Consider the following 22,232-nt stretch of genomic DNA (forward strand, 5'->3'; position numbering starts at 1 on the left):
GCGGCTGACGAGGCTTTTGCGCAGGAGCCACCGCAGCAAGAAGGACAGTTCATGCCGTTCAATTCCCGCCTGACCCGTATGCTTGCCGGCACGGCCATGCTGAGCCTTGCCCTGTCTGGCTGTGGCGGAGTTGGGGCAGGTCCGCAGTTGCCACCTGCCTCGTTCGTGGCGCTGCAGGAGGGCCCCGGCGAGGAATATGTGATCGGCCCGCTCGATGAACTGACCATCTTCGTCTGGCGCAATCCTGAACTCGGCGCGAGCGTGCAGGTCCGGCCGGACGGGCGCATCACCACGCCGTTGATCACCGATATGCCTGCGGTCGGAAAGACGCCCTCCATGCTGGCCGAGGACATCAAGCTTCAGCTCTCGCAGTACATCCAGGAGCCCATCGTCTCGGTCATCGTAAACAAGTTTGCCGGGACCTTCAGTCAGCAGGTGCGCATCGTCGGGGCGACCGAGAAACCGGCCTCGATCCCGTTCCGCGCCAACATGACGCTGCTGGACGCGATGATCGCGGTTGGCGGGCTTTCGGAATATGCCGCGGGCAACAAGGCGCGGCTGGTGCGGTTCGACAAGCAGTCGGGCGCGCAGAAGGAATACGCGGTGCGCATCGGCGATCTGCTGCGCAAGGGCGATACCAAGGCCAACGTGCTGCTTATGCCCGGCGACGTGATCATCATCCCCGAGAGCACGTTCTGAGCGCGCGCCGATGACCAGCATTTACGAGGAAGTGCGCATTGCGCTCCATGGCATCTGGCACCGGCGCTGGATTGCGCTGGGCATCACATGGGCCGTCTGCCTGCTCGGTTGGCTGGTGGTGGCGATGGTGCCCAACAGCTATGAATCCAAGGCGCGCATCTTCGTCCAGATCGATGACGTCCTGGCCGACCAGATCGGCATTGGTGGCGACCGAAAGCGCGATATCGAGCGTGTCCGCCAGACCCTGACGAGCGCGGTGAACCTTGAAAAGGTCGTCCGCGCAACCCGGCTGGGCGACAAGGTTACGACCGACAAGCAGATGCAGGCCGCGGTCGAGAGCCTCGGCAAGCAGGTGACGGTGGTCAGCCAGCAGGACAACCTGTTCGAGATTACCGGCACGGCTGGAGGCGGTGGCCGCAACGATGGCGAGAACGCCAAGCTTGCGCAGGACGTGGTCCAGAAGATGATCGACATCTTCCGCGAGGAGAACCTTGCAGGCGGCCGTGGCGAGATGACCGACACGCTGGCCTTCATGGACCAGCAGCTGGCCGACCGGAAGAAGGCCCTCGAAGAAGCAGAACTGAAGCGCACCGAGTTCGAATCGAAGAATGCTGGCTTCATCCCCGGCGCAGGTTCGTTGACCACCCGGCTCGAGGCCGCGCGCAACCAGATGCGCGATGTCGAATCCAACCTGCTCGCGGCACAGAGCGCGCTGGCCTCGATCAACGGCCAGCTTTCGGGCACCCCGCAGACCATTGCCATTCCCGGCGTTTCGGGCGGGGCCAAGGGCGCTCTGGCCCAGGCCATGTCGGATCTGGGATCGATGCGCGCGCGGGGGCTGACCGACAGCCATCCCGACGTGATCTCGGCCAAGGCGCAAATTGCCAACCTGCAGAAGGCTGCGGCAGGCGAGGGCGGTGGCGGCGGTGCGCCCAACCCTGCCTATAGCTCGCTCGTGTCGATCAAGGCCGACCGCGAGGCCAGCCTCGTTTCCTTGCAATCGCGCCGCGCGTCGCTTCAGGCAGAAATTTCGCAACTGACCGCGCAGCAGTACAGCGAGCCGACCGTGGCAGCCGAGGCTGCGCGCATCAATCGCGATTACGACGTGTTCAAGGAGCAATACGACAAGCTCCTGCGCGACCGTGAGCAGCTGCGCCTGCGCGGCCAGGTCGAGACCGAGCGCGATGCGGTGAAGTTCGAGGTGATCGATCCGCCGACGATGCCACGCGGTCCTGCTGCGCCAGACCGGCCGCTGCTGTTGTTCCTTGTGCTGATCGTCGGCATCGGCGCGGGCTGTGGCGGCGCCTTTGCGCTGGGCCAGCTCAAGTCCGCCTATTCCACCACCGGCCAGCTGGAGCGTGCCACCGGCCTGCCCGTGCTCGGCGCGATTTCCGAGGCGATCACGCGCGAAACCCGTGCCCAGCGCGCCAAGCGCCTGAAATATTGGGCAGGCGGCGTGGCGGGCCTGTTCGTGGTCCTCTTCGTCCTGCTCGGCGTCGAGATGCTCAAGCGCGGCATGGTGGCCTGAGGAGACATGCGATGACCGATCAGAGCAAGATTCCTCTCCCGGCAAGCGGCCCCTCGCTGATCGAGCGCGCTTCGGGCACCTTCGATTTCCGCACGTTGACGCGCCCGGTCGTGCCCGACCTTCCGCCCGCGCCGGTGCCGAAGGTCGCGCCAGTGCCAGCGCCCAGGTCTGTGGCCGAGCCCGTCACGCCTGAACCGATCGTCCGGTCCGAGCCGCCGGTGCGTCCGTTCACTGGCGAGCGCCACGCGATCGACCGCGCGCATTTGCGCGAACAGTGCCTGATCGAGCCCGAGGGCGGGGTGACCGGCCTGCTCGAGGAATTTCGCATCGTGAAGCGCCAGTTGCTGCGCACGGCGGCAGACGAGCGGGTCGAGCATGGCGAGCGCATTCTTGTCGCTTCGGCCCACCCGGGTGAGGGCAAGACCTTCTGTGCGGTCAACCTCGCGCTGTCGATGGCGGCGGAGAAGGACACCGAAGTCCTGCTGGTCGATGCCGATTTCGCCAAGCCTTCGGTTCTCTCCACGCTCGGCCTGCCGGGCGGGAAGGGTTTGATGGACGCGCTGGCCGATCCGGACATTGCCGTGGAAGACTGCGTGATCGGCACCGACATCGCCGGGCTCTACGTCCTGCCAGCCGGCAATGCGACGGGGTCCGACACCGAATACCTCGCCTCCGCCCGTACCGAGGTTGTGCTGGCCCGGCTGACGGCCCATGCCCCGAACCGCGTGGTCATATTCGATTCGCCGCCGGTACTGGCAGCTTCGCCTGCCAGCGTCCTGGCCAATCACGTCGGGCAGACCGTGATGGTGGTGCGCGCCGATATCACCGGCGAAGCCGCGCTGCGCGATGCCGTGAGCCTGCTCTCGGCCTGCGAGGACATCAAGCTCCTGCTCAACGGCACGCGGTTCTCGACCACCGGTCGCCGCTTCGGCACTTACTATGGATACAAGGAATGACCCGGATGCGGCTTCCTTTGCGCCTGCTCGCGCTTCCCGGGGCGATGCTCGTGGCAGGTCCGCTTCACGCGCAATCGCTCGATTACGAGAGCGTCGATGGTGATGCGCCGTCGGGCAAGGCCGATGCTCCGCGCAAGGGCGGGGGCCTGACCTCGCGCGGTGCCGGTGGCGGCCCTCGCGCCACGATCACGCCCTACATCGAAGCCACGCAGAACGTGCTGTGGGAGCTCTCGCCCGGCGACGAAGTGCTGACCTACAGCACGATCGCGGCCGGTGTCGACATGACGCTCAACGGTCGTCGCACACAAGGCGCCGTCTCCATCCGCTATGAGCGGCGGATATCGCAGACGGATCGCGTGCGTGACGGGGATACGCTTTCCGGCCTCGCGCGCGTCAAGCATGACCTGATCCCGCGCACTCTCTCGGTCGAAGCTGGTGCGCTTGCTGCCCGCACACGCGTCGAGGGCAGCGGCGCGTCGACGCTCAATCCGCTCGCCGCCGACGACGCGGTAAGCCAGGTCTATTCGCTCTACGCCGGACCTGCCGTTTCCACCCACGTGGGCGACGTTGCGCTGTCTGGCTCCTACATCCTCGGTTACACCAAGGTGCAGCAGAAAGATGCCCTCCAGCTTTCCCCGGGGCAGGCACTGACCGACATCTTCGACGATTCCGTATCGCAGTCGGCGCAAGTCTCTGCAGGCATTGCGCCTGATACGGTCCTTCCGGTGGGCATCACGGCCAGCGGATCGTACTACCAGGAAGACGTGAGCAACCTCGATCAGCGCGTGCGTGACATGCGCGCAGGCGTGCAGGTCACCTATCCCGTCACGATGGAACTCGCCCTCGTTGCCGCGGTCGGATACGAGGATGTGGAGGTATCTGCCCGTGATGCCGTGCGCGATGCCGCTGGCGTGCCGGTGATCGGCAGCAACGGCCGCTACGTCACCGACAAGTCGCAGGCCCGCAAGCTGGCTTACGATACCGAAGGCTTTACCTGGGACGCAGGCGTGATGTGGCGGCCGAGCCGACGCACTGCACTCTCTGGCTTTGTCGGCCGCCGCTATGACAGCACGACCTACTACGGCAGCTTCTCCTACAACCCGAACGTGCGCAGCTCGCTGACAGTCGCCGTCTACGACAACGTGTCGGGCTTTGGCGGGCAGGTGAACCGCGCGCTGCGCGATCTGCCGACCGATTTCCAGGTCAACCGCGATCCGTTCAACGGCCAGATCAGCGGTTGCGCCATCGGCTCCGAATCCGGCGGCTGCGTCAACAACGCGCTGTCCTCGGTCGCAAGTTCGGTGTTCCGCGCCCGCGGCGTCAACGCCACTTATGCCCACCGCCTCGGCCGCCTGCAGGCCGGGGTTGGCGCAGGCTACATCCGCCGCAAGTACATCGCTCGGGAGGATTCGGTTCTTGGCGCTGCGAATGGCTTGGTGGACGAAAGCTTCTATGTCGACGCCGGGCTCAACGGCCCGATCGACCGGCGGTCGAGCTTCGCCGTTTCGGCTTATGCCGCGTGGTTCGAGTCAGGCGCTTCGAGCCTTGGCGACGTGACCACGGTGGGCGTCAACGCCGCCTACTTCCGCAACCTGACGGACCGCCTCGTGGCGACCGCAGCGGTCGGTTTGGATAGTGTTAACCGTAAAGTGATTGAAGACGAAGTAATCGCATCGGGCCTTGTTGGCCTGCGCTATTCCTTCTGATGCCCGGAGACGGCTTCGATGTACGATGAATTTTATGGACTTACCGGCCGTCCGTTCCAGCTGACGCCCGATCCGCGCTTCTATTTCGAGAGCGGAACGCACCGTAAGGCCTTGTCTTACCTCGGTTATGGCCTTGCTCAGGGTGAGGGCTTCATCGTCATCACCGGCGAAGTCGGCGCGGGCAAGTCGACGCTCGCAGCGCACCTCATGGCGACGGTCGATCGCCAGCGACTCACCGCTGCCCAGATCGTCACCTCGGCGCTCGATGGCGAGGAACTGATTCACGTCGCCGCTCGCGCCTTCGGACTGGAAGTGGCGGGCCACGACAAGGCCACCGCACTCGCCCAGATCGAGGCGTTCCTGCATCATGAAGCGCGCGAAGGCCGCCGCTGCCTGCTGGTGGTCGATGAATCGCAGAACCTTTCGGTCGAAGCGCTCGAAGAGCTGCGCATGCTTTCCAACTTCCAGTTGGGCGCGCACCCGCTGCTGCAGATCCTGTTGCTCGGCCAGCCTGAGTTCCGCACGCTGATCCAGACGTCGCCCGAGCTCGAGCAATTGCGCCAGCGCGTCATCGCATCGCATCACCTTGATGCGATGGAGCCGGCTGAAGTCGGCAGCTATGTCGAGCATCGCCTTGCGCTGGTAGGCTGGCAGGGGCGTCCGCAGTTCGATGCGCGCGTCTATGCCGATCTCGCCAAGGCCAGCGGCGGCGTGCCCCGCCGGATCAACCAGATCGTCAACCGCCTGATGCTGATGGGCGCGGTGGAGCAGCGCGATCATATCGATGCGGCGATGCTGCAGGCCGTGCTGGCGGACCTTGCGGGCGACGGCGCTTTCGGCAAGCCGCAGGTCTCGGTCGCCCCCGCTCCCTTGGCCGATGTGCCCCAGGTTGACCTCCCGGCCGCTCAGGCGCCTGTTGCCGCGCCGGCCCTGGACGAGAGCGCATGGCGTGCCGCTCTGGCTGAACGCGACGAGCAGATTGCCGAACTCCAGCAGGCGATCATCGAACTGGCCGACATGCGCGCCGCGCCAGTCGCGCCGCTGCCGGACTTCGATCTTGCCGCGCAGCTTGAAGAAGCCAATCGCCGCATCGCCGCTCTCGAAGCACGTCCCGGCGATGACGGTGTGCTGGCTGCACTGGCAGAGGCCCAGCGTACGATTGCCGCGCTGGAATCACGGACCAGCGAGCAGGAACAGGCCATTCGCCACACCCTGACCATGCTGATCGAGTGGATCGAGGCCGAAGACTTCCATCGCGCCGCTGCGTGAGCGGCGTCATAAGGGGTGAACAGATGTCGTCCGGGGTGCTGAACGGCCAAGTGCTGAATGGCCAGATGCTGAACGGACTCTCTGTCGACGTCGAGGACTGGTTCCAGGTCGGCGCGTTCGAAACCGTGATTGACCGCAAGGACTGGGACGGGCTCGATTGCCGGGTCGAGCGCAATTGCGAGCAGATCCTTTCTCTGTTCGAGGAAGCGGGCGTGAAGGGAACGTTCTTCACGCTTGGCTGGATTGCCGAGCGCTACCCGGCGATGATGCGCCGTATCGCTGGCGCAGGGCACGAGATCGCCAGCCATGGTTGGGATCACGCCCGCGTATTCATGCTGGGCCGCGAAGCCTTTGCTGCCGACATCGCACGCGCGCGCAAGGTGCTGGAAGACGTGACCGGGCAGCGCGTCACCGGTTATCGCGCGCCAAGCTTTTCCATCGATGCCCGCACTCCCTGGGCGCATGAAGTGCTGGCAGAGCAGGGCTACGTCTATTCCTCCTCGGTCGCGCCTGTCGTGCATGACCACTATGGCTGGCGCGAGGCACCGCGGTTTGCGTTCCGCCCCATCGAGGGCGCGGACCTGATCGAGATACCGGTCACGACGGCAGAGGTGGCAGGGAGACGGATGGCGGCAGGCGGTGGCGGCTTCTTCCGGCTGCTGCCCTATGCCGTCTCGCGCTGGGCGATCCGCCAGGTCAACGAACGCGATGGCCGGCCGGCGGTGTTCTATTTCCACCCCTGGGAAATCGACCCCGACCAGCCGCGCCCCGCCGTCGCCCCGCTCAAGTCGCGCTTGCGGCACTACACCAATCTTGATGTCATGGCGGCAAAGCTGTCGCGTCTGGTGCGTGAGTTCCGCTGGGGCCGGATGGACGAGGTTGCCGCCACGGAATCTGCGCGAACGCCGTTGAGCCGCGCAGCATGAACGCGCCATTCTTTCTCGCCAGTTCCGTTGTACGCCTCGGCGGTCCCGATGACCGGGGGGCTGTGGCGCGCTTTCTGACCGATCATCCCGACACCACTGCCTTTCACCGGCCAGAATGGCTTCACGCGGTCGAGCGATCGACTGGCCACCGCAGCCATAACCTGATTTCGGAGCAGGACGGTGTGATCCGGGCGGTCTTGCCCTTGCACGAAGTCCATTCACCGCTGTTCGGCCGCGCGCTGGTCTCCACCGGCTTTGGCGTGGGCGGCGGCGTTGTCGGTGAGGGCAGCCCGGCGCTATTCATTGCCGCGCAGGAACTGGCGGTGCGCCTGAACTGTCCGACCATCGAGCTTCGCGGCGGTCCCTTGCCGGAAGGCGAGGGCTGGCACATCAAGACAGACAGCCACGCAGGCTTCGTCACGGCGCTTGCCGCAGATGATGAAGCGCAATTACTGGCCATCCCGCGCAAGCAGCGCGCCGAGGTGCGGCGTGGCCTGGGTTATGGCATGGAAGTGCGGACCGGCAGCAGCGCCGAGGATCGCGCGATGCACTATGCGGTCTATGCCGAATCCGTCCGCAATCTCGGTACGCCGGTGTTCCCGAAACGCCTGTTCGATGCAGTGCTGGACGGCTTCGGCGATGACGCTGACATCCTGACCGTGGTCAGTGACGGGCAGCCGCTCGCCTCGGTACTGAGCCTCTATCACCGCGGCGCAGTCATGCCCTACTGGGGCGGCGGCACCTTCGCGGCGCGGACGATGCGTGCCAACGATGTGATGTACTATGCGCTGATGAACCATGCGCGCGTGCGGGGCTGCGATCGGTTCGATTTTGGCAGGTCCAAGGTTGATACCGGCGCCTACCACTTCAAGCGCAACTGGGGCTTCACGCCAGAGCCACTGGCTTATGCGACGTGGACCGCCGATGGGCACGCTCCGCGCGACGTCAATCCGCTCAGCCCGCAGTACAAGGCCAAGATCGCATTGTGGCAGAAGCTGCCGCTTGGCCTCGCCAACCGTGTCGGCCCGCTGATCGCGCAAGGCCTGGCATGAGCGAGGTCCTGTTCCTTGCCCATCGCATCCCGTTTCCGCCCGATCGCGGCGACAAGATCCGGTCGTGCCACGTCCTCCGGCACATTGCAGGCCTTGCACCGGTGCACGTGGCGTGCTTCGCCGACGACGAGGGCGATATGGCGCACGAGCCTGACCTTGCCGCCGTCGCCGCTTCCCATTGCCTTGTCCGGCGGTCGCGCTCGCTCAAGATCGCCGCGCTTGAGGCGCTGGCGTCGGGCAAGCCCGTGAGCCTGACGGCTTTCGCGGACAAGCGCATCTCGGCTTACGTGGCCAAGGTTCTCGCCACCCGTCCGATCTCGGCCATCTACGTTTTCTCCGGCCAGATGGCCCAATACGTGCCGACGGACTTCGCAGGTCGTGTCGTGATGGACTTTGTCGACGTCGATTCGGCAAAGTTCGAATCCTACGCAGGGCAGGCCCGCTTTCCTTTGGCTCATCTCTACGCGCGTGAAGCTCGGCTGCTGTCGCGTTTCGAAAGCGATGTTGCTCGCCGTGTCAATGCAAGCCTGCTGGTGACGCCGGAAGAAGCCGCCCTGTTTCGCCAGCGCCTTCTGCCGGGCGCTGACCCCGACGTTCTGGCGCTGGGCAATGGCATCGACACCGACTTCTTTGACCCTGAAGGAGTGCCGCTTGCTCCCGAGCTTGAGGGGCAGGGGCCGCACATCACCTTCACTGGCCAGATGGACTACCCCCCGAACATCGCGGCCGTGGAGATGTTTGCGCAGGCGGTCATGCCGCAGATCCGCGCGGTATTTCCGCAAGCCCGCTTCAACGTCGTGGGCCGCGCGCCGACGCTCGCCGTTCGCGCGCTCGAAGGCGTCCACGGCACTCGCGTGACCGGCGCGGTGATCGATGTCCGACCGTGGCTGGCTGGCGCGGAATTGGTCGTTGCTCCGCTGACCATCGCGCGCGGCGTGCAGAACAAGGTGCTCGAAGCCATGGCGATGGCACGCCCGGTGCTGGCCACGCCCGAAGCCGCCACCGGCATCCCCGCGCGCGACGGGCAGGAACTCGTAGTCGCAAACGGCGCCGAAGCCTTGGCGAAAGCCGCGCTGAGCTTGCTTCACGACAAGGTCCGGGCGGGCACGATCGGTCAGTCTGCCCGCTCCTTCGTCGTAGAGAAGTGCGGCTGGGCAGGCGTACTTGCCCCGCTGGCCGGCTTGCTCGGTCTTACGGCACCTGAGGGTTCACGTGCCGCAGCCTGATCTGACCCTGAAAGCGCCGCTCCAGCAGCGCTGGGCCAATCTGCCCGCAGCGTGGCGCCACGCGCTCGCTTGTCTTGCCATCGCTTGGGCCTGCAACGTCGCGCTTTTCGCTACCGACTGGCGCGAGATGTTCCTGCAATGGTGGGACAGCTCGACTTACAATCACGTCCTCCTGATCCCCTTCATCCTGGCTTGGCTGATCTCGCTACGCTGGCGCGAGGTGGTGAAGCTCGAGCCGCAGGGCTGGTGGCCTGGTCTGGTGTTCTTTGGCGGTGCGGCGTTTCTTTGGCTTCTCGGAACATTTGCGGGTCTGTCACTGGCCACGCAGCTTGGCGTTGTCCTGATGGCGCAGGCAAGTGCAGTGGTCCTCCTCGGCCCCAGGGTCTGCGCCGGTCTGCTCTTTCCGATTGCCTACATGCTGTTTCTGGTGCCGGCCGGAGACGAGCTGATCCCGTTCCTGCAGACGATTACCGCACAGATGACGATGGCGCTGCTCGATGCGAGCCAGGTGCCGGCGCATATCGAAGGTGTCTTCATCACCACGCCGGGCGGCTATTTCGAAGTGGCCGAGGCCTGTTCTGGCGTCAAGTTCCTCATCGCGATGATCGCGTACGGCGCATTGGTCGCCAACGTCTGCTTCGCCTCGTGGAGCCGTCGCATTGCGTTCATGGGCTTGAGCATCGCCATGCCGATCCTGGCGAATGGCGTGCGGGCCTGGGGCACCATCTTCATCGCCGAACACCGCGGCATCGAATTCGCCGCCGGGTTCGATCACATCTTCTACGGATGGATCTTCTTCGCGCTGGTGATGGCGCTGGTCATGGTCATCGCCTGGCGCTTTTTCGACCGCGCGATCGATGATCGCATGATCGATGCCGAAGCCATCCAGGCCAACCGTCTGCTGAGTGCACTTTCGCAATATCGGATCCGACCGCCGAGGGCGCTTGCGGCGCTCGCAGCTCTGGCGCTGATCTTTACCGGGTGGAGCGCCTGGGCCGTTCGCCTCGAGGCACCGATGCCGGCACGGATAGACTTTGCCCCGATCCCTGGCTGGCAGCAGATCGACTTCACGCCTCAGGTGCCATGGAAGCCGCTGCATTCCGGCGCCTCGCACGTCCTTCTCGGGCGTTTCCGCGATAGTTCCGGCCATGTCGTCGACATTTCGTTCGCGCTCTACGCGGCGCAGGCCGATGGCCGCGAGGCTGGCGGTTTCGGACAGGGCGCCATACCGCTCGACAGCGGGTGGGCGTGGGAAAGGTCCGCTGCTCCGCTCGCCGGAGGCCTTGCTGAGCGCATCCAGGCAGCAGGTCCGGTCCATCGTCTTGCCGAGAGCTACTATCGCTCCGGCCCGCTCATCACCGGTAGCAACACGCGCCTGAAGCTTGCCAACATCGTTGACCGTCTGCTGCTGCGGACCCGCAGCACGGCCGCGCTGATCCTGTCCGCGGAAGACGGGGTTCCCGGCCAGCCTCCCGCCGAAGCCTCCCTTCGCGCCGCCATTGCCGCGATCGGCCCGGTCGAAGCGTGGATGGACCGCACGGCTGCAGGGCGCTAGGTCACGTTCGCATGTGCGGAATTGCCGGAATCATCCATACCGAAGGTCTCAAGCCTGTCGATCCGGAACGGGTCCGGAGGATGTGCGATGCCATCGCCCATCGCGGGCCTGATGGCGAAGGCGTCTGGACGGCGCCGGGCGTCGGCCTCGGCCATCGCCGCCTGTCCATCATCGACCTCGCCGGATCGCCACAGCCGATGCTCGCGGCCGAAGGCGATGCGGCCATCGTCTTCAACGGCGAGATCTACAACTACAGGGAACTTCGCAGTGACCTGATTGCGCTCGGCGCAACCTTCCGCACCGATGGCGACACCGAGGTCATTCTCCAGGCCTGGCGGCATTGGGGCGTCGGCTGCCTGCCGCGCCTTCACGGCATGTTCGCTTTCGCGCTGCACGACCTGCGCCAGCGCACTACCTTGCTGGCGCGAGATCGCTTTGGCGTAAAGCCGCTGTTCACCGCGCGCCTTGCCGACGGCGCCGTCATCTTTGGTTCGGAACTGAAGGCGCTGCTCGCGCACCCGTCGCTGCGGCGTGAAATCGATCCGCTGGCTGTCGAAGATTACCTTGCCTGGGGCTATGTCCCGGATCACCGCTCGATCCTCAAGGGCGTGCAGAAGCTTGCTGCCGGGCATTACCAGTTGCTTCGAGCCGATGCACCGCCATCGCCGCCGGTGCAGTGGTGGGACGTGTCCTTCGCCGATCGTGCCACCGGCAGTCGGCAGGATCTTGAGGCCCATCTGCTCCACCATATGCGCGAGGCCGTCACTTCGCGCATGCTCGCCGACGTGCCCTTGGGGGCGTTCCTTTCGGGCGGGGTTGACAGTTCAAGCGTCGTCGCGCTCATGGCCGAGGCAAGTACGGCACCGGTAAAGACCTGTTCGATCGGTTTCGATGTCGCAGCGCTCGACGAGACCGCTTATGCGGATCGGATCGCCGCGCAATATGGCACCCAGCACTGGAAGCGCACGGTTTCGCCGGAAGACTTCTCGCTGGTTGATCGGCTTGCTGCCATGTTCGACGAGCCTTTCGCCGATGCGTCGGCGCTCCCGACATTCCGGGTCTGCGAGCTGGCGCGCGAGCATGTCACGGTGGCCCTTTCCGGCGACGGGGCGGACGAGGCTTTTGCCGGTTACCGCAGGCAGACATTCCAGCACCGCGAGGAACAGGCGAGGGGCCTGTTGCCTTCCGCGCTGCGAAAGCCGGTGTTCGGGACCATGGGCCGTCTGTGGCCAAAGGCGGACTGGGCACCTCGTCCGCTTCGCGCAAGGACGACGCTGCTCAGCCTCGCCGGCAGCGGTGAGGAAGGATACGCGCGCGCCCTAGCCGTGACGTCGGCGGACTTGCGAGACACGCTCTATACGCCTGATTTCATGTCGCTGCGCGGTGAATACCGGGCCGAACAGCCGTTGATGGAGTTGATGCGCAAGGCTCCCGCCCGCTCTGGCCTGGACCGTGCCCAGTATGCGGACCTCAAGTTCTACATGCCCGGCGATATCCTGACCAAGGTCGACCGGACGAGCATGGCGGTCAGTCTGGAAGCGCGCGAACCGCTGCTTGATCATCGGCTTGTCGAATTCGGCGCGCGACTGCCCGAACGAATGCGTGTGCGAGGCAGTACGGGCAAGTGGCTCATGAAGCAGACAATGCGCCGTTATCTGCCGCAGGACGTGCTGTTTCGCCCGAAGATGGGATTCGTCACGCCGATTGCGCAGTGGCTGCGCGGTCCCTTGGCAGCGGAAGCGCGCGGTCTTGCTGCCAGCGGATCTCTAGCTGCCACCGGCTGGTTCAACAGCACACGCATCGACGCGCTTGCCGAGGCCCACATGACGGGCCGTGCCGACCACAGCCGATTGATCTGGCAGCTTCTCATGCTGCGGAAATCATTGGATCGCCTTGGTTGACCGGCCATTAAGTCTATCTGCTCGGTAAGGTGATCTTCACCATTGCGGACTAATCGGGTGTGGAAACAACGCCTGTGGGTCCATGCTGAAGAAACTGCGCACCCCCCTGTATCTCGCGCTGCTGATCCCGGCGTTGCTGGCGCTTACCGATTTTCTGACACCTATTGATCATGGTTATTGGAATGTCAGGTACAAGCTGAACCAACGCCAAGCCAACGGCTCCACGGTCATCGTCGAACTTGAGAGCGACAGTGACCACCCCGATTCCGACACGGTTGCTACACCCAGGCTAGCGCGGGTGCTGGAGCAGCTCCGTCCCCAGATGCCCTATCGGGTCTATGTAGACGCACCAGTAAAGTACGGCACAGATGCTGCGGGCGATCGATTGTTGGCTGAAACAGTCAGATCGTTTGGATCAGGGGTTTCTCTCGTGGCGCGTGGTCAGACGGTCGGGAGTCTAGGCCACACATTCACGATTCGAGATGTCCGCATGCCGCCAAAGGCGCTGTCGGACGTGGCGCCAATAGTTATCTCCGTGTGGAACGGCAACTTTATCGATTATGCCGTGTCGTCCCCATATTCAGTGAATATCGCCGGGCGCGATTACCCCACATTTGCAGCGTCCCTTGCTGGGAAGTACTCCGGGCTTCAGGACACCTTTGAACCGGATTTTCTGGTCGATCCTGACACGATCCCCAAGGTCGGCGAGAGGATGCTGCTTAGCGGGTCCTACACGCCAGGGCTGCTCACCGGTCGTACGATCGTGGTCACGCAATCCCAGAATGTCCCAACAATCGGGTATTATGGCAAGGGGCGCATACACCCTCTGGCCGTCGATATCGCGGGGGCATCTGGCCTGGCCAAGCCGATCTCGCTCTCTCTGGGGCAACTGCCGCTGCTGCTCATTTCGTGGTTGCTGATCAGAGCGGGATCCCGAGCAGGCTCTCGAAAGTCGAAGTTCACACTGCACGCTCTTGCAGCGTTCGCTCCTTTCGTCATTGCTCCGGCTCTTCAGCTGATTGGCGTCACCGTTGATACTGGCGCAGCGTTCCTGTCGCTTATGATCTATGGCGGGGCTCGCGCCTGGCAAGTCCGGGTAAGGCGAGTCCAGCATACCAGCACGTCTGGCCTGCCCAACCTTCTGGCCCTTAGCGCCCAGCCTTTCGAAGTCGGACGTGACGTCATCGTCGCTGTCATCGGTCGCTACGAGGAGATTCTGGCAACGTTGCCGCGTGATCTTCATGGAGAATGCGCTCGCCAGATTGCGAGGAGATTATCCGTCGGCTCGGGTATCGAGACAATCTTCAACGGGGAGGGTGGTCATTTTGCGTGGACCGAAGAAGCACGTCCGCTCGAAATGCAACTCAATCACCTTGAAGGTCTGCGTGCACTGTTTTCTGCGGCTTTGCAGATCGGCACCTATACTTTTGACACCAACATTCATTTCGGACTCGATCGAAATGAAGGGCTGGATGCCCAGACTCGCGTCAATTCGGCGCTCGCGAGTGCGAACGATGCGCTCAGTTCTGGCCGCTCTGTGGAATTGTTCGAAGCGGAACGGCTTGCCGAAGCGAGTTGGGAGTTATCGCTTCATGCTCGCATAGATGAAGGATTGCGAAACGGCGAAATTTGGCTTGCGTACCAAAGCCAGTGGGACATGCGATTGGGTCACGCTTGCGGTGCTGAAGCTCTCATCAGATGGAATCACCCGACCCGGGGGCCAATCGCACCCGATGCGTTCATACTGCAAGCGGAGCGCGCTGGCCGAATTGATGCACTGACTTACTGGGTGGTAGACGAGGCGATCACCGCTGCCTTGGCTCTCAATGCAGCGGACCAACGTTTTCAAATGAGCATCAATCTGTCAGCACAGATGGTGGACAAGCCATCTCTCGTCTCCAACTTTGCCGAGATCGTCCGTCGTCGAAACATCGACGCCAGGCTGTTGACGATCGAAGTGACTGAAACGTCGAGCGTGCGAAATCGTCCCGCCGCAGTTCAGAACCTCTCCCAACTCCGTGCCATGGGCTTTCGCCTTTCAATTGACGATTTCGGGACTGGTGAGGCGAGTCTGGCATACCTTGCTGACCTGCCTAGCGACGAACTCAAACTCGACCGGCGTTTTGTTTCACGCCTGTTAACGCACGATCGCGAACGCAGCATCATAAGCGCAACCATTGGTCTCGCGCATGCTCTTGGCCAGACCGTTGTCGCGGAGGGGATCGAGGATGACGCGACCTATCGCGCTCTCGTTGATTTGGGCTGTGACGTCGGGCAGGGCTACTACCTCGGCCGGCCGCAAGCTTTTCCAGAGTTCTGTCAGGGGCTTCTCAAAATGGGACAGCGCCGATTTGGTTTCGTTTAGAAGTTGTTAACCATACAGGTCGGTGTTAACCATGTGTCTCCAATCGTGGATGGAGGCACGAATGTCCGCAGTAAACGCCGTTATCGAAATCCTGCGCTGGATCTTCCAGTAAGGCTATTTCGGCCCTAGTTTTTCATTGAGAAACACGGGCTTAAACGAAAAGGCGCTGCCCGCTCCATGAGCGGCAGCGCCTGTTTCATTGGATCACCGTGAGGTTTGACGCGATTCGTGGTTAGCCGCGTTGACGGAGTTGGTTAACGCTTCAGAATCTGTCAGTCTTCGCCGTGGCCTAGCGCCAAATAGTCCTGGCTCTGCATTTCGATCAGGCGGCTGACCGTGCGATCGAACATGAAGCGACCTTCGTCGTCGCCCTTTCCGCCCCAGTCGTAAAGGTCTGCCGGTTCGGCATCAGCGGTGGCGATCAACTTCACCTTGTGCTCGTAAAGCGCGTCGATGAACGTGATGAAGCGTGCTGTCTCGTTGCGCAATTCCGGGCCAAGACGCGGTATCGCGACGACGATCACGGTGTGGAAATTGCGGGCAATCGCCAGATAGTCCGCCGCTCCGCGAGCTTCGCTGCACAATTTCTTGAAACTGAACACGCCGACGCCCTTCAGGCTCTTCGGGACGTGCAGCTTGCGACCGCCGCCGACGTCAAGATCGCAAGAAGGGACGTGTTCGCTGTCTTCCGGCGGATAGTCCGTCAGGCGGAAGAAGGCATCGCGCACCTTGGCGGTCGATTCTGGTCCAACCGGCACGTGCCAGGTGCCCACGCCCCGCATGCGTTCCAGCCGGTAGTCGGTGGGCCCATTGAGGGTGAGGACGTCGAGCTTGCTTCCGATCAGTTCGATGAAGGGGAGGAAGTGTTCGCGGTTTAGACCGTTCTTGTAGAGATCCTGTGGCGCACGGTTGGAGGTGGTGACGACCGTTACGCCGCCCTCGACCATCAGCGCGGTAAACAGGCGGCTCATGATCATCGCGTCGGCGCTGTTGTTGACCACCATTTCGTCGAAGCAGAGCACGCGCGTCTCCGCCGCGATGGCCGCCGCGACGGGGATGATCGGGTCGCCGCTTTCCTTCTTGCGCTCCTCGCGCAGGCGGGCGTGGACATCGAGCATGAACTCGTGGAAGTGCGCGCGGCGCTTGGCGGGTAGAGCGAGGTTGTCGTGGAACAAGTCCATCAGCATGGACTTACCGCGCCCAACTCCTCCCCACATGTAGACCCCACGCGGCGGCGGCGCTGGCTTCGCGCCGAAGAGCTTGCCGAACAGGCCAGGTGAGGGCGGCGGCGTTTCGAGTTCCTGCTGCAGCGCGTCAAGCCGAGCAGCGGCGGCGGCCTGTTCGGGATCAGGCCGCAACTCGCCCGCCGTCACCAGCTCGCGGTAGCGCTGCAGGACCGAGATCATCGTTTGGTCGGCTTGCGGATCGTGCCGTTGAATGCGGCGATCGTGTCATCGCCCTGAACGACGAGACCGCGAAGGAACACCAAGCGGCCGGTTTCGCGGAGCACTTCCGTTACCGCATCGAGTGGCTCTCCGATGCGGCCTGCACCGATGAACTGGCTGGACAAGTCGAGGGTGACCGAGCCTGCAGCGTCGCCCGAAAGGAGAGTGCGCATCGCCGCGAAGAGCGCGATGTCGATGAGGGCGAGGGTGACGCCGCCGTGGACCGCATCGAGCAGGTTGGAGTGCCGACGCTCCGGGAACATGCGCAGGCGGGCGCGGCGGATGCCATCGGCGCCTTCCTCGATCCGCGTCAGCATCCGGCCCATGGTCTGGGCGTTGAAGCGGGTCTCGTCGGTCAGGTTCCAGGTGAACCAGCCGGGGTGGTCCTCGGCCGGCTCGTAACGGAAGGCTTGCTCGCTCACCGGATCAGACGAGACGCTCTGCCTGCATCTTCTTGATTTCGGCGATGGCGCGGGCGGGCGAGAGGCCCTTCGGGCAGACGTTCGCGCAGTTCATGATCGTGTGGCAGCGATAGAGGCGGAAGGGATCTTCCAGCTCGTCCAGACGCTCACCGGTCATCTCGTCGCGGCTGTCGGCCAGCCAGCGATAGGCCTGGAGCAAGATGGCGGGGCCGAGGAACTTGTCGGAGTTCCACCAGTAGCTCGGGCACGAGGTGCTGCAGCAGGCGCACAGGATGCACTCGTAAAGACCGTCGAGCTTTTCACGCTGTTCGGGCGACTGCAGACGCTCCTTGCCCGAAGGCGTGGGGCTGACGGTTTGCAGCCAGGGGCGGATCGAGGCGTACTGCGCGTAGAAGTGGGTGAAATCGGGGACGAGGTCCTTGATCACCTCCATGTGCGGCAGCGGGGTGATGCGGATTTCGCCGGACAGGTCCTCGATCGCGGTGGTGCAGGCGAGGCCGTTGCGACCGTTCATGTTCATCGCGCACGAACCGCAGATGCCTTCGCGGCAGGAGCGGCGGAAGGTGAGGGTGGGGTCCTGTTCACCCTTCATCTTGATCAGCGCATCGAGCACCATCGGGCCGCACTGGTCGAGATCGATCTCGAACGTGTCATAGCGCGGGTTCTCGCCGCTGTCGGGATCGTAACGATAGACCTTGAACTTGCGGATCTTGCCGTTGGTGGCCGACGCGTGGTGGCGGGCCTTGCCGGTGATCGTGGAGTTCTTCGGGAGCGAGAAGGTCGCCATCGTTCTGTCCTGTGTTGCGTGCTTTGCGGCTTGCTGAGTCGTCCTTAGCGATTGCAGCGCGGGGGGCAAGAGGCTCTGAACTGCCCGTTGGTAGAGGTGCGGTTCTTCATGGATGTGAAGAGGGGTTTACGGGGTTTACACGGTCCAGGGAAATTCGGGGTGGGTCGGATTTGGGCGCTTTCGGGGGATTCCTGACGCAGTGTTCAGGTTTTGTTCGCATATGTGAAGTGGAGCGCAGTGCCCCCCGTCAGTCGCTGGGGCGGCAGCCACCCCTCCCATTTGTCCTTCGGAAAAATTGGGGGGGTCCTTGTGAGAGGTTTCGCGCCGGAAGGCAGGCGGAGAGGGTTGAGCGCTCATTTCGCCACCATGCCATTTCGCCGCCGTGTAGGACAGCAAAGAGTGGTCGGCTGTCTCCACTTGCAAAGGCGCCGACCTGTTGTTCGAGGAATGTCCTTGTAGGATTGCAAGGCTCTCCACTATGAAATAGAATTTGCATCCTAATTTCTGGGAGTGGGTCGTGGAATCGCGCAGAACGTTGATAAAGCTTGCCGCAGCAGGTGCCTTGGGATCAATTGCAGGCTTGCCCGGGTCTCGCGCCAGCGCTTCCGCCAAGTCCGCGGGGGCATGTTCCGTTGGCAAATCCAAGCCTGCAGCCACACCCGTATGGCGAACTGGTATCGAAGGCCAGCGCATCGCAGACCTGGGTGACGGGCGCTATCTGAACCCGATCCTGTCGGGCGATTACGCCGATCCGTCCGTGCTCAAGGACGGCGACGACTATTACATGACGCACTCCTCGTTCGATTCTGCGCCCGGGCTGCTGATCTGGCATTCGCGCGATCTGGTGAACTGGCGTCCGGTCGGCCCGGCTCTGGCCAAGCCACTGGGGACGGTGTTCGCGGTCGACATCGCGAAGCATGACGGGCGCTATTTCATCTACATCCCTTTCATGAAAGCGCCATGGTCGCCCGATCTCCCAAGTTTCGCAAACACTTACGTGATTCATGCGCCTTCGATGGCCGGCCCTTGGAGCGATCCGATCGACCTCAAGGTTGGCGGACTGATCGACCCGGGCCACGTCGTCGGCGAGGACGGCCACCGCTACCTATTCTTCAACGATGGCAAGCGCGTTCGCCTCACCGCCGATGGCCTTGCCACGGCCGGCCCGATCGAGACCGTCTACGAGGCCTGGCGATATCCCGATGACTGGATCACCGAGGCGTGGTCTCCTGAAGGCCCGAAGCTGTTCCGCAAGGGCGGCTATTTCTATCTGGTCAATGCGGTCGGCGGCACCAGCGGCCCGGCCACCGGTCACATGATCGTCGCGGCGCGGTCGCGTTCGATCAACGGACCGTGGGAGCATTGCCCGCACAATCCGATCCAGCGCACGCTTTCGAAGGATGAAATGTGGTGGTCACGCGGGCACGCCACGTGCGTCGAAGGGCCGGGCGGCAAGTGGTACATGATCTACCACGGCTATGAGAACGGCTATCACACGCTCGGCCGCCAGACCCTGCTCGAACCGATCGAATGGACTGCCGACGGATGGTTCCGCGCGACGGGCGGGGACCTTTCGAAGCCGCTGCCCAAGCCTGCGGCTGCGGCAGAAGTGCATGGGATGCCGCATTCCGACGCCTTCGAGAGCGACCGTTTCGGCACGCTGTGGAGCCTTTACGGTAGCACGCCTGCCGAGAAAGCCCGCATCGCCGTTGCCGATCGCACACTTTCGCTGAAGGCCAAGGGCACCGGTCCGTCGAACGGCGTGGTCGTCACCCAGCAGGTCGGTGACCGCGCCTACGAGGTGACCGTGGATGTCGAACTTCAAGGCCAGGTCACCGGCGGCCTTCTGCTGTTCTTTGACGACCGGCTTTACCTCGGCATGGGCATCGATGGCACGCGGATGACCAGCTATCGCGGTGGCAAGGCGTCCTATTGGCCGGAGCCTGCACCACCGGCCCGCCGCATGTTCATGCGCATCACCAACCGCGATCAGGTGGTGACATTCTACTATAGTCTCGATGGCAAGAACTGGACCCGCCACGGGGTACGCTCGGAAGTGACCGGTTATAACGCCAACACTGTCGACAACCTGCTGAGCCTGCGGCCTGCGCTTTTCGCTTCGGGCGATGGCCGAGTCCTGTTCCGCAATTTCCAATACCGCGCGTTGGAGTGACGGACGTGCCATCCTGTTGCGAGTTACGGGCTGGCGCGCCCTAGCTGTGCAGGAAATCTTCCGTCTAACAGACGTCGCATGATCCTGCGATAGGCGAAGGATTAGCGGGACGCGACGTGCGGGTGTGTGGTCTTGCGGGTGCCCCTCCACCACCTGCGGTGGTCCCCCTCCCCGGGGCGGGGAGGAATTGAAGCGGGGTTGCCCCTCTACCATCTTCGATGGTCCCTCTTCCTCCCGGCCTCCGCAGGGACAGGCGCACCGGGGAGGAATGGGGTCAGCGCAGTTTGGTGGCGGCGCCCCATTCCATCCACGCGGCCCACTTCGGCATGCCGGGCATGTACTGGTGGCCCGGGTGTTCGAGCTGGAAGCCGGCACCGAGGACCGGGGCGGTGACGGCGCGGGAAAGATGGCAGCCGCCCATCAGGGGTTTCCAGACAGGCTCGATCCGGCGCTGCCATTTCGCCACGTTCGCATCGGGGCTGAGGCCGTGTTCGAGGAACAACAGGGTGCCGCCGGGTTTCAGGATGCGGCGCAGTTCGGACAGGACCTGCTCCGGATCATCGACCGAACAGAGCGTGTAGGTGCAGACGGCGGTGTCGAAGGTCTCGTCACCGAAAGGAATGTCCTCGCCCACGCCTTCGCGGATGTCGGCCTGCCAGCCCTTGCGGGCGGCGGCCTCGCGCGCATAGTCGAGCAGCTTGCCCGACGGGTCGATCCCGGCAAATCCGGTGACGCGGGCAGGATCGTAGAACTGCTGGTTGAGGCCGCCGCCGCAGCCGATCTCGAACACGCGGCCCTGCGCGCGAGGCACGACGCCGGCGAGAAGCTCCATGATGGCCGGTGAAGCGCAGGCGCACTTGATCACGCGCGGAACGACGTGCGCGTCCCAAACGGCTTTCAATCCCATCCCATTTCCCCGTCTGTTATGATGACAGACTGGCAAAGAGGTCGGCGCGGCGCAATCGGCCGCGCCGGGGGATTTCACTTCGCGGCGCAGCTTTCGGGGCTGAGGCCCATGGCCCACAGGATGCCCTGGTCGAGCAGTTGCAGGCTTTCGGGCTGGCTGTAGTTCTCGGGCCGGTGGCCGATGGCGGTGTAGAAGCTGCGGCCCTTGCCGAGGCAGCGGGTCCACGCGATCGGGTGATCGCCCATCGCCATGTTGCGACCGAAGCCTTCGCCGGGCTTGTAGGTGGTTTCATCGAGCGAAGCGAGGACGCGGGTGCGGGGCAGCGGGCGGACGCTGCGATCGAAGGAGTACCATTCTTCGGTCATGCGCCATTCGCCGGGCAGGCCATGGGTTGCCGGGTGGGCGCGGTCTTCCATCACGACGCGGGCTTCCTGGAACTGCGGGGCCATCGGGTGGCCGATGAAGCGCGCACCGATCAGGGTATCGGCGTACCAGTTCCAGAAGAACTGCGGATCGCCGCCCGAGCCGTGGATGCCGGCATAGCCGCCGCCGCTTTCGACATATTTGCGGAACGCGGCGCGCTGTGGGATCGTCAGCGCATCGCCGCTGACATTGTTCCACACCACAGCGTCGAAACGGGAAAGGTCCGCTGCGTTGAAGACGCCGCCCCTGTCAGTGAAGACGATGCCCCAGCCATGGCGGGCCGCGATGCCCTTGAGCGCGGTTTCGGCGGCATTGACCGAGGGGCTGTCGCGAAAGCCGGTGATCTTGCCGAAGACGAGGATGGCCGGGCGCGGAAGATCGGCGGGGATCGCGGGGCGGTCATTGTCGTAGGTGCGGCAGCGGATGGCGACATCGGCATTGGTGAGGCGCACCTTGGCCAAGTCCTTGTCGAGCCGGGCGCTGAGGGCGGGGTCGGTCTTGCCGAGCATGGCGAGGACCGAGCGCGGGGTGACGATGCGATCGAAGCCGGGAGGCAGGGCGCCGCCGCCGAAGGGGTGCATCATGGCATCGGCAAGGCCGGGCGAGGCGGCTTCGACCACCGCCTTGCCGGCGGGAACAGAGAGCACGTCGGCCAGGGGGGATTGGGTGGAGAGCGGCTGGCGGCCGAGGGGGCAATCAAGCACCGGCGCGGCAGGGGGGCGTCGCAGCAGGGGCCATCGCGCCCAAGCCAAGTCCGAGGGCCAGTCCGAGGGCTCTCGCCGTGGTCAGGTATCCTTTGCGCATGTCCATCTCCCAGATGCTGTTTGCGTTACCATGGCGGGGCCGACAGCGCCGGTCAACCAGAGCAGCATGGGTGCTGAGCCGATAGCAA

General features: G+C 63.9%; 17 protein-coding genes. 12 read left to right on the forward strand and 5 right to left on the reverse strand.

Translation table 11 applies throughout. The features are described 5' to 3' along the window. Positions 1–51 precede the first annotated feature (51 nt). From IM701_RS05765 to IM701_RS21835, 11 genes are all read left to right on the forward strand, one after another. A complete protein-coding gene (locus IM701_RS05765) occupies positions 52–699 on the forward strand; it encodes an XrtA/PEP-CTERM system exopolysaccharide export protein (RefSeq protein ID WP_062346206.1) in 648 nt (215 codons plus the stop codon). Positions 700–709: 10 nt separating this feature from the next. After that, positions 710–2,227: an XrtA system polysaccharide chain length determinant gene (locus IM701_RS05770; protein ID WP_193828057.1), complete on the forward strand. Its 1,518-nt coding sequence runs from the start codon at positions 710–712 to the stop codon at positions 2,225–2,227. An 11-nt stretch (positions 2,228–2,238) separates the two neighbouring features. Continuing rightward, the gene (locus tag IM701_RS05775; RefSeq protein ID WP_193828058.1) at positions 2,239–3,183 is read left to right on the forward strand and encodes an AAA family ATPase; all 945 of its coding nucleotides are present in this window, start codon (positions 2,239–2,241) and stop codon (positions 3,181–3,183) included. A 5-nt stretch (positions 3,184–3,188) separates the two neighbouring features. Beyond that, a complete protein-coding gene (locus IM701_RS05780; RefSeq protein ID WP_230487815.1) occupies positions 3,189–4,889 on the forward strand; it encodes a preprotein translocase subunit YajC in 1,701 nt (566 codons plus the stop codon). Positions 4,890–4,907: 18 nt separating this feature from the next. Continuing rightward, positions 4,908–6,158 carry an XrtA/PEP-CTERM system-associated ATPase gene (locus IM701_RS05785; protein ID WP_039331405.1) on the forward strand — a complete coding sequence of 417 codons (1,251 nt, stop codon included), beginning with the start codon at positions 4,908–4,910 and terminating at the stop codon, positions 6,156–6,158. A 23-nt stretch (positions 6,159–6,181) separates the two neighbouring features. Next, a complete protein-coding gene (locus IM701_RS05790) occupies positions 6,182–7,084 on the forward strand; it encodes an XrtA system polysaccharide deacetylase (RefSeq protein WP_193828060.1) in 903 nt (300 codons plus the stop codon). Then, a complete protein-coding gene (locus IM701_RS05795) occupies positions 7,081–8,136 on the forward strand; it encodes a FemAB family XrtA/PEP-CTERM system-associated protein (RefSeq protein ID WP_193828061.1) in 1,056 nt (351 codons plus the stop codon). The genes IM701_RS05790 and IM701_RS05795 overlap by 4 nt, the downstream gene beginning before the upstream one ends. Further along, entirely contained in the window at positions 8,133–9,362 is a 1,230-nt protein-coding gene (locus IM701_RS05800; RefSeq protein WP_193828062.1) for a TIGR03087 family PEP-CTERM/XrtA system glycosyltransferase, read from the forward strand. Before IM701_RS05795 ends, IM701_RS05800 begins: the two co-directional genes overlap by 4 nt. Continuing rightward, the gene (gene xrtA / locus IM701_RS05805; protein ID WP_230487816.1) at positions 9,349–10,917 is read left to right on the forward strand and encodes an exosortase A; all 1,569 of its coding nucleotides are present in this window, start codon (positions 9,349–9,351) and stop codon (positions 10,915–10,917) included. The genes IM701_RS05800 and xrtA overlap by 14 nt, the downstream gene beginning before the upstream one ends. An 11-nt stretch (positions 10,918–10,928) precedes the next feature. Further along, positions 10,929–12,818, forward strand: a complete 1,890-nt coding sequence (locus tag IM701_RS05810) for an XrtA/PEP-CTERM system amidotransferase (RefSeq protein ID WP_193828063.1) — start codon at positions 10,929–10,931, stop codon at positions 12,816–12,818. A gap of 82 nt (positions 12,819–12,900) precedes the next feature. Then, positions 12,901–15,183 carry an EAL domain-containing protein gene (locus tag IM701_RS21835; protein ID WP_230487817.1) on the forward strand — a complete coding sequence of 761 codons (2,283 nt, stop codon included), beginning with the start codon at positions 12,901–12,903 and terminating at the stop codon, positions 15,181–15,183. A gap of 272 nt (positions 15,184–15,455) precedes the next feature. On the opposite strand, the gene zapE is transcribed toward IM701_RS21835, so the two are convergent. The 3 genes from zapE to IM701_RS05830 are packed head-to-tail and all read right to left on the reverse strand — an operon-like array spanning position 15,456 to position 17,837. Next, on the reverse strand, positions 15,456–16,589 hold the full coding sequence (zapE, locus tag IM701_RS05820) for a cell division protein ZapE (RefSeq protein ID WP_193828064.1): 1,134 nt from the start codon (positions 16,587–16,589) through the stop codon (positions 15,456–15,458). After that, positions 16,586–17,050: a PaaI family thioesterase gene (locus IM701_RS05825; protein WP_193828065.1), complete on the reverse strand. Its 465-nt coding sequence runs from the start codon at positions 17,048–17,050 to the stop codon at positions 16,586–16,588. Before IM701_RS05825 ends, zapE begins: the two co-directional genes overlap by 4 nt. 4 nt (positions 17,051–17,054) lie before the next feature. Beyond that, on the reverse strand, positions 17,055–17,837 hold the full coding sequence (locus tag IM701_RS05830; protein ID WP_039331396.1) for a succinate dehydrogenase iron-sulfur subunit: 783 nt from the start codon (positions 17,835–17,837) through the stop codon (positions 17,055–17,057). 517 nt (positions 17,838–18,354) lie between these two features. On the opposite strand from IM701_RS05830, the gene IM701_RS05835 reads away from it, so the two are divergent. Beyond that, positions 18,355–20,010, forward strand: a complete 1,656-nt coding sequence (locus tag IM701_RS05835; RefSeq protein WP_193828066.1) for a family 43 glycosylhydrolase — start codon at positions 18,355–18,357, stop codon at positions 20,008–20,010. A 274-nt stretch (positions 20,011–20,284) separates the two neighbouring features. On the opposite strand, the gene IM701_RS05840 is transcribed toward IM701_RS05835, so the two are convergent. Both IM701_RS05840 and IM701_RS05845 read right to left on the reverse strand, forming a co-directional pair. Further along, on the reverse strand, positions 20,285–20,917 hold the full coding sequence (locus IM701_RS05840) for a class I SAM-dependent methyltransferase (RefSeq protein WP_193828067.1): 633 nt from the start codon (positions 20,915–20,917) through the stop codon (positions 20,285–20,287). Positions 20,918–20,991: 74 nt separating this feature from the next. Beyond that, the gene (locus IM701_RS05845) at positions 20,992–22,092 is read right to left on the reverse strand and encodes a ThuA domain-containing protein (RefSeq protein WP_193828068.1); all 1,101 of its coding nucleotides are present in this window, start codon (positions 22,090–22,092) and stop codon (positions 20,992–20,994) included. Positions 22,093–22,232: the final 140 nt, after the last annotated feature.

It is taken from the genome of Novosphingobium sp. ES2-1, assembly GCF_015169775.1.
Lineage (GTDB): Bacteria > Pseudomonadota > Alphaproteobacteria > Sphingomonadales > Sphingomonadaceae > Novosphingobium > Novosphingobium subterraneum.